This window comes from Paenibacillus sp. FSL R5-0623 (assembly GCF_037974265.1).
GTDB lineage: Bacteria > Bacillota > Bacilli > Paenibacillales > Paenibacillaceae > Paenibacillus.
Map to the genome: position 1 here is coordinate 6,190,368 of NZ_CP150233.1, position 13,949 is coordinate 6,204,316.

Sequence of the window (13,949 nt, forward strand, 5' to 3'; positions counted from 1 at the left end):
TGGACTCCATTATACCATCAACAATTCTCGAATATCCTGTTCGGATAAAGTCGTCGATCCCCCGTCTCCCGGTTCGATTACTTCGGCAATCAAGTCCTTCTTCCGCTGCTGGAGTTCCAAAATCTTCTCTTCGATTGTACCTTCGGTAACCAGACGGATGACTTGCACCACTTGTTTCTGTCCCATGCGATGGGCACGGCCAATTGCCTGTTCTTCCACGGCGGGATTCCACCATAGATCATATAATATAACGGTATCTGCCCCTGTTAAGTTTAGTCCGGTACCTCCAGCTTTAAGGGAGATTAAGAACAGTTCAGCTTCACCCTCATTAAATCTGTGACACATCTCGACACGGCTCTGTGCAGGGGTCTGACCATCGAGGTAGAAAAGATTCCTTCCCTGTGCCGCGAGGGTCTGACGAATCAGGTTCAACATGCTCGCAAATTGGGAGAAGATGAGAATTCGTTTTCCTGCAGCCAAACAATCCTCGACCGTTTCAAGCAACTGTTCCATTTTCCCGGAATCGCCTTGATATCCTTCAACAAAGAGGGCCGGATGACAACACAACTGACGCAAACGGGTAATGCCTGCCAGAATTTTGATGCGATTCTTCTGGAATCCGTTATCCTCCATGTCCTTCGATGCTTCATCCTGAAGTTGGGAAAGGTATGCAGCGTACAGTTTTTTCTGTTCAACCGTAAGCTCTGACCGCTGTACCGTTTCAATTCGATCAGGCAATTCTTCCAACACATCCTTCTTCAGGCGGCGCAGAATAAACGGACGCACCATCCGCGAGATCCGTTCCGGAGGAAGGTCGCGGAATCTTCTGTAACTTGGAAATAACCCAGGGAATACCGCTTCAAAAATGGACCACAATTCATCCAGCGAGTTCTCTACAGGCGTTCCTGTGAGTGCAAAACGACGCGGGGCCTGAATTTGTTTCACTGCCTGCGCGGTCTGGGAAGAAGCATTTTTGATTGCCTGAGCTTCATCCAGAATAAGCGTATGGAAGGTTCGGCCCAGGTAGGTGTCCAAATCCCGTCGCAACAGAGGATACGACGTCACAATTACATCTGCCTCGTCCATGCCAGAAAGCATATTGGCTCGCTCTTCTTTCTGACCTGCGGCAATCAGGACATTCAGATGCGGGGCGAACCGCGCAAACTCATTAGCCCAGTTGTAAGTCAGCGAGGCAGGCGCCACGACAAGTACCGGAGGATGAATGACCCTCGTTCGGATCGTCAGTCCATCCTGCTGCATCGTGGACCATAGGCCATCCGTATTCACTGAAGCCATCTTATCCAATGGGAGCCCATTTTTGGGATCGATGTTGAAAGTCGCCAACGTTTCACCGCCCCGTAATGATCCGCTCTCCCGGTATTTATCACCGCCCGTATGGTCAATGTTGTACTCAGGCTTCTCCTGAAGCACTGCTGTGATATAGGCGATGCTTTGCAACGTTTTGCCAAGTCCCATATCATCCGCCAGAATGCCGCCAAAACGATAATAAGCGAGGGTACGCAGCCACTGGTATCCGCTGTTCTGATAATCCCGCAGGATGGGGCTCAGCGCTTTTGGCAATGCAAAATCCATCCGTTCGGGATCTCGCAGATCATCAAGGAAACGTTTCAGGGAGCCTCCCCACTTCACATGACCGGAAACCTCATCCCTGCCTGGCAATTGTAACGCCCGAACAGCTGGCAGCCGGATATGGCTGCCTTTGATGTCATCTGCACCCAGCCCAAGTGAATCGGCCATGTGAGCGAAACTGTCTGCACCTTCATTTTCAAGTGAGAGAAAGACACCACTCTTGAGACGGAAATATGGTTTCTTTTCCACAATACGGCGCATGAGTTCCTGAAGTTCCTGCTCGTCCACACCTTCCATCTCAAATGAAATCTCCAGCCAGTCCAATCCTCTTCCTAGATCTGCTCGTACTTTCGGCGGTGTTGGATAGGATTGCACCATCGCTTTCACGGCGTTTGGCATATAGATATCTACCTGTTTCTCAAGCTCAGGCAGCAGATGATACATGACATCATAGATGGCATCTTCCCGTTCACTCGCCCAGACGCTACCATCACGTTCCAGGAAAGACCGATCAAGCCGTTCAATCAGATTCCGCTCTTTGTATCGATCACGCACCAAAATAACCTTTTTCTCTTCTTCATCTATCAGGTACTCTGCAAGTGGATTAATAACCATGACCTCATAGTCGAATTCCAGACGCGCTGTAATACGTTCACGATAGAAGTCGATGTACAGCTTCGGTGAAAGTTCCGGTTCCGCGATCTGTTCACGCACCTGTGAATCAATGGACAGATGTCCAAGCGTACGCAGTTCTGGTACGACATGCTGTACGAATTCATCCACCTGCTGGGTCGAAATATCAATGCTTTCCTTGATCCCATATGAGGTAAGTGCCGCGCTCAAGTCCTCCAGACTTCGCATCTGCATCGGCTCCAACATGTGCAACTGCCCTTCCACCACAGCGGCATCATAAGCAGGGAGAAGAATCAGCTCACGCAGTCCAGAAATTTCAAGCTGATATCCTTCATTCGCTCCCTGGGCGATCCGGTAAAATAAAGGAAGTACCCCCTCACCCAGTGTGAGTGGTCCATTGGCAAATCCCGTGCCCTCCATCCGGCTGTCAGCCTGTAGCAACAATTCCAGCAATGGCTTCCATACGAGAGGAGCAATCAATATATCCCGTCCGTCCGAAGCTCCCAGATAACCGGAGATGGATTGGCGATAGGCCTCCTCACTCTGTCTCATTCGAATAAGCATCGAGAGAATGGCCTGATCCTGCGGAGTGAAAACATGCATCAATGGATCATAGTGGAACAGCTTGGTAAATGACATGGGCTCGCCCTTCTCGATACAGTTCAGGAATTGCTTCACTTTCTGCACCACATACAGACGTTTGTTACCCACTTTCAACTCAAGAGCAAGTTTCCCACCACCCTTGTGAACCTGTGTCAGCTTACATATAAACTGAACCTGCAATTCTTCCCGCAGGGAGGAACGGCTGACAGGGGCCGTGTATTTACGATCATTTCCATGCAGCGGTCTCCGATCCTTGGCAAACATGGACAGAATCTGATCCGCCGTACGGTAAGAAGGTTTATCTGCCGAGCGGCCCCACCCCGAAGCTGAGCTTGGGCGACCTGCCTGGGTGAATGGAGACGCCGTGGGTTTCGAAGCAGTATTAAGCTGCTGGGCGGAATTGGCAGACGAATCAGGACGCTCCCAATGACTCTCTTCGACCAGTGTACCCACTCTGGAAAGAGTGCCTGGACCAGAGGTAGTGTCCCGCCTGGAATCGAATTGAGATGATTCTTTCCTTATCCCGTCATCAGCCTTTCCGGCTTTCTTTCCCTCCTCATTGTTCGCTGAGTGGTCTCCCAGTTCTTCCGCACGTTCGTGGATCGCCATCAGAACTGCAGCGACATGTTTGCAATAGTCATAATAATTTCCATAAGCGGGACAGTTGCAATAAGCTTCAATCTCGCCCGTTTCATCCAGATCCACCGTTACTTTATATCTTTTGGTGCCTCGGACTACAGCATTGTAATGACACTCATCCTCACTGACCACCAGATTGGTCACCCTGCCAGACAGGTTGTAATCTTCTCCCCGCTTAAATGCCGTGACTCCGCACAGCAATTTGATATCCATCATGGTGAATGGCGCCACGTGTTCCGCCTCCTTATGCACACTGACTGGTCGCTGACCGCTACAGTTCAGGCTCGTTTGATGCTTTCAATATTTCACGTTCCCTTTATAGAAAAAACCCCAAGAGCTCCTTGAAGCAGAGTTTGGGGTTCCTTCATGCTTGTAACTGTTGTTGTACCATACAATCGTTATTTCACCAATTGACCACGTGTAACGCCCAGTTGGTTTGTTGCTTTGAGTGTTTTCCAAACTTGTGTACCACTGATCTCGCCGCGCAGTGCACGGTTGTACAGATCGATAACTTCGCGTACCTGCTCCGGTGTCTCTTCCAGGAATTCCACACGGTAACGGGATACACCCAGATCCATAAAGTTGGTCAGATACTCGGCACCAGACTGTTCCACTGCATTGTACACCGTATTACGGCAACCTTCGTCCACACGTACCGGGTGGGACATGCCGATCCGGTCTTGCAGGGATGCACGCTGTTCCTCACAAGGACGGCCGCAGTTCGTGAAGTCCGTTCCTTCACTCATGAACGTACAATACACACAGTGCTCGGTATGGAACATCGGCAGATGCTGATGGATAACCACTTCGGTCTGACTTGTACGGGAGTGGCCCAGCAAATCAACCATTTGTTGAATGTTCAGGTCATAGGATGGCGTGATCCAGTCACATCCTGCTTCCAGGAACAATTCAACTGTCTTGTGATTAGCGATGTTTAATGAGAAGTCGCCGATCAGTTCCGGGTGCTTCGCATCCGGGTTTTCCATCCGGTGGCGCAGGTAGAAGTACAGTGCGCCTGTATTACGAACCAATACCGCATCCGGCTTCAGACGCAGGATGTTGTTATGATATCCGTTCTCCCCAGGCATATGAATACGCGGTGTTGCCAACGCGATCTTGCGACCAGCGGCATGCACAGCTTCCACGGCTGCCGGGAACTGCTTGATGAACTCGAAGTCGGCATAGATCATACCGATTCCCGCTTCAATCGCTGCCTCCACTTGTGGCAAGCTGCGGCAGAGCGCGGTCAGTTCTGCTTGACCGCGAGCGACTGGCGATGCCGGTTTAACCGAATCGCCGTACACATCTACCGCTCGTTTCACGTAGACAGGCGGTTTAGGACGTTCACCCGCGAGTTGTTCTACCGCCTGACGGCGAATGTTGTTCAACTCGCGCATTGGGATGATAACGTCACCGTGTAGATTGACGTCCATTCCTTCCAACTGGAACACGGTGCCTCCCAGACGTCCGAACTGCTCCTCGAGCAATTCATGCGTCATTGGACGCTTCTGGGCGATATCCAATTCCATCTCGGAATCAATACGGACGGTCGTGCCTTTCTGCACGTCTGTCCACCAGGTGCTAAGCGGCTGCCCCGGGCTGCCGATGACCTTCACCTTCACCGGGAATACACGGAACGGTTTCTCGGTCTCAAAGCTTTGACGCAGACGTTTGTCCAGCGCCGGGTCATTCGTTTTCCACACTTTGTCGCCAACTTTCACGCGGCGCAGATCCACGTCACTGCGGCCTGGCACAACGTCAACGATCCAGCCCTCTTCGGCTTCGCCTTCGAGTTTTACACCTTTGCGACGTACATCGTATACCCGTCCGCCTTCTTCCTTCTTCGTTGGGTCTCCAGCGTCAAATACGATCCCGTCTCCACGTTTCACGGGTGCATCCAGCTTCAGGACCACACCATCGCGCAACACTTGATCTACACGACCAAGGTAGACACCACGGCTTTTCGGGAACGTTCCATCCACCAGTTCTTTGTTGTTTGTACCGCTCAGGAAACCATGCGTGAATCCACGGGAGAAGCTTTGCTGCAATTCGCGTACTTCTTCCTTGCTTGGCGGTGTGTTATCTCCATCAAAATAACGGTCAATCGCTTTACGATATTTGCTTACTACGTTGGCTACGTATTCTGGCGTTTTGAGACGTCCTTCAATTTTGAAAGAAGTTACTCCTGCTTCGATCAGTTCCGGCATCAGGTCAATCGCTGCCAGATCTTTCGGAGACAACAGATAAGCTACATCACCCATCGGTTTGTGCACCCCATCCACCATCAGGTCATATGGAAGACGACAAGCTTGTGCGCACTCTCCACGGTTCGCCGAACGTCCTCCCCACATTTCGGAAGTCAGACACTGCCCCGAGTAGGATACACACAGCGCACCATGCACAAATACTTCCATTGGAAGCTTCGCTTGCTCACCGATCTTCTGGATCTGCTTCAGGTTGTTCTCCCGTCCCAGAACGACACGTTCCATATCAAAAGGCTTCGTAAACTCGACCGCTTCCGGGGACGTAATCGTCATCTGTGTTGAACCGTGAATCGGGAAATCCGGCGAGATTTCGCGGATCATCTTCACCAAACCCAAATCCTGAACAATTACAGCGTCCACACCTGCATCGACACAAGCGTCAATCAGTTCTTTTGCATCCGTCAATTCATTTTCAAAAATCAATATATTAAAGGTCAAAAAACCTTTTACGCCATAACTGTGCAAAAACGCCATTATCTCCGGCAGCTCGTCCATACGGAAATTGTTCGCCCGTGCCCGTGCATTAAACTTTTCGACTCCGAAGAAAATTGCATCTGCGCCATTGGCTACCGCCGAACGCATACAATCCCAGTCACCAGCAGGTGCCAGAAGTTCAACGTCTTCTCTTCGTATTGTTGCTGTTTTCATGTATATCCTCCCCATAACCGGCTATCCGCCGGATTTCATCCCTATATCCTTAAACGCCTGAACATACCAAGCCTAAGACTGCACCTTATCGGGTACACCTGCATTGTCACGGTATTACAATATCTATCTATTATGTCTGTATTGCCTGAACTCCAAGCTTACAGTCATTCATAATCATCAGATCAGCAGTCATAACTCCTGAACTAGTATAGTGTACCACTTCTGCACCGACTCTTCTACGTTTTCCTGAAAAAACCGTTTACCATTTTCATTTCCATTAAGATTTACACTAGACACTCCGATTGCAGTACCAGTGTAAATATTAAATTTATCTTATACAGTAAACAAATAAGCCGGAAGGTCTTTTGACCCTCCGGCTCCACTAATATTATTTAATAAAAGTAAATGAGTTCACTGCTTTTTCCAAGGCTGCCGCCTGAACTTCTGTTTTGTTGGCATCATTCAGCCCACTTGTGATCGTATAGGTTGTTCCGTCCTTCTCAAACACGATCTGGCGACCTGCATACGGCACGCCTTTGTCCAGCTCATGATACGTAAAGGAAAATGCAGGCACACCCGCAAAGATCAGCTCTTCACTGCGAAGCAGCTGGAAGTTCTTACGGGTTTTGGTGGCTTCGGCATAAGCTTCTCTCAATTGGCTGACCGTCATCTCGATCGACTTGTCTTCGCTCGCCGCAATGGAGAATTCACCGCCCGTAAAGGTGTACACCACAGGTGAATATTCGAATCGATCACTGTACGGTGCCCAGTAACGCGGAATATCTACACTGTAATGATAACGTTTGGACGTACGTGTAAGTGTCTTCGTTTTGTCTGTCAAATACGGATCTTCATCCAGCTGACCAAAATTATCGGCAACCGTATCAAAATCAATCTCCACACTCTTCATAATCCGTTCAAACCATGCCCGATCTGCAAGCTGCTCCTCAGGGAACGTATACTCTGCATAATATCGATACCCATTCTTCTGCAAAAGAACATCGAACTCGGTCTGCCAGCCCCCGCCAAAGTTATAACGGAACTCATTCACCTCGGCAGTCTCTCCTGAGATGTCCATCGTATACGAGCCAATTGGCTCATAACTCTCTGGTGTAAATGTCTCGCGCATCCACTTATCCAGTTGGCCGCTCCAGTCTTTTACCGTTGTACCTGCCTTCGCCGAAGTGACACGCCATTGCAGATACGCACCATCCTTGGCTTCATAGATCATCTGATTGTTGTCAATCGACCAGCCGGCAGGAATCTTCAACTCAATACCATAGTCATCGTTCCACGCGGAGCGCATGCCATTATCTACGGTGGACAGATCCTTGATCGTTCGATCCGATTCCGCATAGGTTGGCTGGAATGAATTGAGTAGCGCTGCACGTTTGCCCAGATCTTTATAATTCAGGGCTTCGTAATCCGCGAGGTACACATCATATTGACGGCCTTCGCTCAGATACTGACGCATCTCCCATAACATGCCGTCTACATCTTTCACGATAATCCGTGCATAAGGCGTTTTGCCTTTCGACACCGCTTCACGATCCAACACCGTATCTCCCGATTGTTTGGCCTCCTGGACGAGTTGCTGCAACAAATCATCCGCATCCAGAGCCACATCCTGATCGCTGACATACACTTCAAGATAATAACTGTTGTCCGCAGCGCCAAAAGTCATCATGCGCTCCTGCTCACCGGTCTGAAAAACCATAAGGTCTGCCGGGTAGTTAATAGACCAACCGTAAAAACTGTTGCCGATTCTGGTTTTGCCTTCATCCGGATGAATGCCATCCTCGTCATCCACCGAATCATCGGTTTGCAACAGACGAATGACCATTTCTCCGGAGCTGGTTGGAGCTAGCGTCGCTCCGATACCGGCAGCAACCGGACGAAGTGGAACCATAAGTACGCCATTCACCATCTTGGGAGCGGCACCCATCTCATGTTTCGCACCATCCACCCAGGCAATTGAACTGCCAATCGTTAGGGTAACCGTGTGCGGACCTTCCTTGATTTTGACGACATCATTTTTCTCCAGCCGGATTTCACTGCCAAATGCTTTCTTGAACACACCAACAGGCACCATCGTAACACCCTTGAACTTGTAAGGTTTGGCTATGGCCTGCTTATCGCCGTTAATGTAGGCGCTCGTGCTCCCCGCTTTGACACGTAGTTCACTTGTCGTCAGATCAGATGCCCATACAGGCAATGCCGCGCCAATGGTCAGCATCCCGGTTAATACACCTGTGCTTAGCACACGTATCCATGACTTTTTCATTCCGTTCTTTCGTCCTCTCTCCATCCGGGCTGATCGCCGGGCTTTATTGTTCTTCATCTGCAAGGAACTCTTCATCTTCCTCGTCTACGATGTCTGCGCGATCAGCAAGCACCAACGTGCGGGTAACGATATCGCCATCCGTTTGCATCAACAGCTTTACCTTTTGCCCAGGCGGATACTTTTTGAGCAACTCATTGATATCCACTACTGAAGAGACACGTGTGCCCGCGACACTGTAAAGGACATCGCCCTCTTTGATTTTGGCTTTCTTGGCTTCAGGAGACAGTACGCCTGTAATCGTTAAGGGATCATCTGTAGGCAGGCCCACAATCGCAGACCAGCTTTCTTCCAGCTGCAGTCCCAGACTTGCACGTTTTATTTTGCCATATTTAAAAAACTGATCGATGATATATTGAACGGTATCCACTGGAATCGAAAACCCCAAACTTTCTACGCCGACCGCAGAAAATTTCATGGAGTTGATACCAACCACTTCACCCTTCAGGTTGACCAGCGGTCCTCCGCTATTTCCTGGGTTAATGGCCGTGTCGGTCTGAATCAGCCGGTAGGTCGCCTCAACACCACGATTCAAGCCGCTAATTACCCCTACCGTTGCCGAGTTGCGCAAAGAAAAGGAAATCGGCGTACCCAAGGCAATCACCGTTTCTCCAACAGTAGTTTGTGAAGCTTTGGCAAAGCTCGCCGGTTTGAGTGATTTGGCATTGATTTTGATTAGAGCCAGATCACTTAGTGCATCACTGTATGTTTTCGTAATTTTGTATGTATTGCCATCCGTCGTTACGACCACGGGGTTCGTTAATCCGTCGACCACGTGAGCATTCGTTACAATCCATCCGTTCGACCGGATAATGACACCTGTACCATGTGCAAGATTATAACGGTCGTCTGATGTTGCACCGTCCTGCGCTTCGGTAGATTTCCCAATAATGCCTACGACCGAAGGAGATACCTTTTCGATCACTTTGGGAATGGCTTCACTTCCCTTGTACGTGTACGTTCCGGATTTGGCATCATATTGTCCACTTCCACCAACTGCCTTGAGCAGATCCTTGGTGTTCACATAGACTTGACCGTCTACCACTTTCGCTTGCATCGCCGCTTTGGATTCAGCTGCACCGGCCGTTGCCGCTACACTAATCGAGAGTACAGCAGCCATCAGTATGGCTATCCCCTTTTTACCCAACACGCTCATATTCTCACCTGACCCTCTCTATACATCCTTCTTGCGCGACTCGACATCGGATTCATCGCTGAATCTATTCTCTTTTTCTCTCATCTGCAATTCCGGTATCCCTCAATGTATCATACAGAATCTGGATATACAATTGTTTTAAGTCCTATTTTAGTAGAGAAGATAGAATCTTGTTCAATCGTTTCAGTATAAATGAAAAAAACACCCTCCATGTCTCTCTGGAAAGTGTTCGTCTGTACCTCTTTTAGAGGTTGTTCAAAAAGTCCGCTTTTGATTACCAAGGATGCCTAGTGGCATCATCAGCATCGAATATGGAATTCAGCCGAAATAAGCGGGAGGCTTACGAAGTATGTTTCTTTTCGAAACATTGTAGTTGCTCACGTAGTTTTCCCTACGCTCCGCTACTCCATTTCTAGCTTCATCCCATCTTCTCGGTACTGAAAACCGATCTTTTTGAACTTGCACTATTGGCTTAAATTACATTTAAATTCTGCGGCATTCCTACTGAGCAAACCAACCCGTTATCATCGCATAGTCTGTCATCAGAAATACCAGTAGGCTGACTACTGCAAATCCGATCGCAAACAGATTCTTCTTCGGTGCCCGAAGAAGCCGAACCACTCCGATGAAAATCAGGATCGTAAATAAGATGACAAAAATATCAAATGCATTAAAATTCGATGTACTCGCCGTGGCAGCTTCTGCAAACAGCATGGATAGACAGACCTCCTTACCATAGTTGAACAGCTAACGCATACCCTAATATCTTCCTCTATGTTATCTGTACCCTGCTTGTAATGCAAGCCCTATCATCCATAAAAATGAAAAAAATCCAATTTGGCTGAATATTCCTGTAATGCTCGTCATCATGCATATGTAAACACTTTCACGAAATAACCTTAGTCCGAGAAAAATACTGTGCATAACTCAAAATGAAAAACCCTTCTTCTCGGAAGCAGAGCACATCAGATCATAATCCAACGTCTCAACCTTTTCGAAAAGAAGGGCCAATACTGCCACTTCATATTGATATAACTACTGGTAGAGGACCTTAGTCCACCAATTGCAGTGCCTTGCTCCGCTCGGTATCCCGCTCCAGAACCGGCTTCAAGTACTTGCCTGTATAGGAAGCTTCCACTTTGATGATATCCTCAGGTGTTCCAGTTGCAACAATGGTACCTCCACCGCTACCGCCTTCTGGACCCAGATCAACAACATAGTCTGCCGTTTTGATCACATCCAGGTTATGCTCGATCACCAACACCGATTCCCCGGAATCAACCAGACGGTGTAGTACGTTCAGCAAACGGTCGATATCATCGACATGCAAACCCGTAGTCGGCTCATCGAGGATGTAGATGGTTTTCCCCGTACTGCGACGATACAGCTCGGAAGCAAGCTTCACACGCTGGGCTTCACCACCAGACAATGTGGTTGCAGGTTGCCCCAGATTGATATAACCCAGACCCACATCCATCAGTGTCTGCATTTTGCGATGGATCTTCGGAATGTTCTCGAAGAATTGGGTTGCATCTTCAACCGTCATTTCCAGTACATCGGAAATATTTCTGTTTTTATATTTCACTTCAAGCGTTTCCCGATTGTATCGTTTGCCTTTGCAGACTTCACAAGGAACATAAACGTCCGGCAAGAAGTGCATCTCAATCTTGATAATACCGTCTCCACGGCAGGCTTCACAACGTCCACCTTTGATATTAAAACTGAATCGGCCTTTCTTGTATCCACGTACTTTGGCTTCGTTCGTCTGAGCAAACAGATCCCGGATATCATCAAAGACACCTGTATACGTAGCCGGGTTGGAACGTGGTGTCCGCCCGATTGGCGACTGGTCAATATCGATAACTTTATCGATATGCTCCAAACCACGAATTTCTTTATGCTGACCCGGACGTACCCGAGCACGGTTCAGATCACGTGCCAGCGTTTTGTAGAGGATCTCATTAATCAATGTGGATTTACCTGAGCCAGACACACCCGTTACCGCAGTAAATACACCCACTGGAATCTTCACGTTCAGATTCTTGAGGTTATTTTCTTTGGCTCCACGTACTTCCAACCAACGGTCTCCTACACTTCTACGTTCTGCACGAATAGGAATGAATTTGCGACCACTCAGATATTGACCGGTTAATGAGTTCTCATCATTCATGATCTCTTGCGGTGTACCCTGAGACATAATGGTACCTCCGTGGATACCTGCACCCGGGCCAATATCAATAATATAGTCGGCAGCCATCATCGTGTCCTCATCATGTTCAACCACGATCAATGTGTTACCAATATCCCGCATATGCGCAAGGGTTGAGATCAGGCGGTCATTATCCCGTTGATGCAGACCGATACTTGGCTCATCCAGAATATACAGCACACCCATCAGGCTGGAACCAATCTGTGTAGCCAGTCTGATCCGCTGGGCTTCCCCACCGGACAATGTTCCGGCAGCACGACTCAGTGTAAGGTAATCCAGACCGACATTCACGAGGAAGCCTAGACGGCTGTTGATTTCTTTCAGAATAAGTTTGGCAATTGTCTGCTCTTTCTCACTCAATTCCAATGAATCGAAGAATCGGCCAGCTTCACCAATGGACAAACTAGTCACATACGCCATGTTGTGATCATTGATCGTAACCGCAAGACTCTCGCGTTTCAGACGCTGACCTTTACAGGTACCACAAGGCTTCGCACTCATATAACCTTCGATGAATTCACGGATACCTTCAGATGCTGTATCACGATAACGACGCTCCAGATTATTCACGATACCTTCGAAGGTAACCAGTGCTTCCTTGCGTTGTCCAAAATCATTCTCATACCGGAAACGAATTTTCTCCGTACCTGTACCCTGCAACAACTTGTTCATCTGCTCAGCTGGCAGATCTTCGACAGGTACATTTTGCGGAATGTTGAAGTGCTCACATACTGACTTCAGGAACTGCGGATAATAGGTGGATGTACCACCTGTCCAAGCATCAAAAGCTCCATCTTCGATGGTCTTAGTCCGATCCGGTACGAGCAGATCAGGGTCAACGATCATTTTGACACCTAACCCATCACAATCTGGGCAAGCGCCGAAGGGACTGTTGAATGAGAACATCCGTGGTGCAAGCTCTTCAATACTGAATCCGCACACCGGGCAGGCAAAGTTGGAACTAAAGCGCAGCTCTTCTTCGCCCATAATGTCCACTAGTAGTTGTCCACCGGACAAATTAAGTGCTGTTTCAATAGAGTCGGCCAGCCGCGCCTGTACATCATCTTTAACAACGATCCGGTCAACAACCACTTCAATCGTATGCTTTTTGTTTTTCTCCAATTGAATATCTTCTGACAGGTCACGCAATTCCCCGTTCACTCGTACACGGACAAAGCCCTGCTTGGATACATCGGCAAATACACTTTTGTGCTCGCCCTTACGGCCTGAGATAATCGGTGCCAATATTTGTAGCCGTGTACGCTCTGGATATTGCATAATGCGGTCAACCATTTGTTCTACGGTCTGGGAACTGATCTCCACGCCATGGTCCGGACAATGTGGATGGCCCACACGCGCAAATAACAGACGCAGATAATCATAAATTTCGGTCACAGTTCCAACTGTGGAACGTGGGTTACGGCTTGTTGTTTTCTGATCTATTGAAATGGCAGGAGATAATCCTTCGATGGAATCCACATCCGGTTTCTCCATCTGTCCCAGAAACTGCCTTGCGTAAGCTGACAATGATTCGACATAACGCCGCTGTCCTTCGGCATAGATCGTGTCAAAAGCCAGCGAGGACTTGCCTGAGCCACTCAGACCGGTCAATACAACAAAGCGGTCACGCGGGATGGTAATGTCGATATTTTTCAGGTTATGCGCTCGTGCGCCTTTAATGACAATATTATCGCTCGCCAATAGTATTCATCCTCTCAGTGTGTTAATCCAAACCTTTAAAGGCTTTTCGATCCCTCCCAAACCCTCCCTTCCAAGGGAGGGCCCCAGAGGGCGCAGCCCTCTGGACACCCGAAACAAGCAGTGCAACGGTGAGGGGTCGGGTCTTGCTATGTGAAGGGTGGTCGT

Annotated in this window: 6 protein-coding genes; all 6 read right to left on the bottom strand. The window is 48.8% G+C overall.

Going from position 1 to position 13,949, the window contains the following annotated elements; all coding sequences use genetic code 11:
• Positions 1-9: 9 nt before the first annotated feature.
• The 6 genes from MKY92_RS27210 to uvrA all read right to left on the bottom strand — a co-directional run bounded on the left by MKY92_RS27210 (position 10) and on the right by uvrA (position 13,784).
• Positions 10-3,696, bottom strand: coding sequence for a DEAD/DEAH box helicase (locus MKY92_RS27210; protein WP_339298259.1), 3,687 nt, complete (start codon positions 3,694-3,696; stop codon positions 10-12).
• Positions 3,697-3,863: 167 nt separating this feature from the next.
• On the bottom strand, positions 3,864-6,377 hold the full coding sequence (locus tag MKY92_RS27215) for a DUF3656 domain-containing protein (protein ID WP_339298260.1): 2,514 nt from the start codon (positions 6,375-6,377) through the stop codon (positions 3,864-3,866).
• Between the two features lie 388 nt (positions 6,378-6,765).
• Complete coding sequence (locus tag MKY92_RS27220; protein WP_339298261.1) at positions 6,766-8,718, bottom strand: stalk domain-containing protein; 1,953 nt, start codon at positions 8,716-8,718, stop codon at positions 6,766-6,768.
• Positions 8,705-9,874, bottom strand: coding sequence for a trypsin-like peptidase domain-containing protein (locus tag MKY92_RS27225; protein ID WP_339298262.1), 1,170 nt, complete (start codon positions 9,872-9,874; stop codon positions 8,705-8,707). Before MKY92_RS27225 ends, MKY92_RS27220 begins: the two co-directional genes overlap by 14 nt.
• 501 nt (positions 9,875-10,375) lie before the next feature.
• Complete coding sequence (locus MKY92_RS27230) at positions 10,376-10,588, bottom strand: hypothetical protein (RefSeq protein ID WP_017692026.1); 213 nt, start codon at positions 10,586-10,588, stop codon at positions 10,376-10,378.
• A 337-nt stretch (positions 10,589-10,925) separates the two neighbouring features.
• Positions 10,926-13,784: an excinuclease ABC subunit UvrA gene (gene uvrA / locus MKY92_RS27235; protein WP_339298263.1), complete on the bottom strand. Its 2,859-nt coding sequence runs from the start codon at positions 13,782-13,784 to the stop codon at positions 10,926-10,928.
• Between the last annotated feature and the right edge of the window lie 165 nt (positions 13,785-13,949).

What these genes read in the sequence shown, in the direction of transcription:
- MKY92_RS27215 (WP_339298260.1), bottom strand. Translation starts at nt 6,377, where the DNA reads ATGAAAACAGCAACAATACGAAGAGAAGACGTTGAACTTCTGGCACCT.
- MKY92_RS27220 (WP_339298261.1), bottom strand. Translation starts at nt 8,718, where the DNA reads ATGAAGAACAATAAAGCCCGGCGATCAGCCCGGATGGAGAGAGGACGA.
- MKY92_RS27225 (WP_339298262.1), bottom strand. Translation starts at nt 9,874, where the DNA reads ATGAGCGTGTTGGGTAAAAAGGGGATAGCCATACTGATGGCTGCTGTA.
- MKY92_RS27230 (WP_017692026.1), bottom strand. Translation starts at nt 10,588, where the DNA reads ATGCTGTTTGCAGAAGCTGCCACGGCGAGTACATCGAATTTTAATGCA.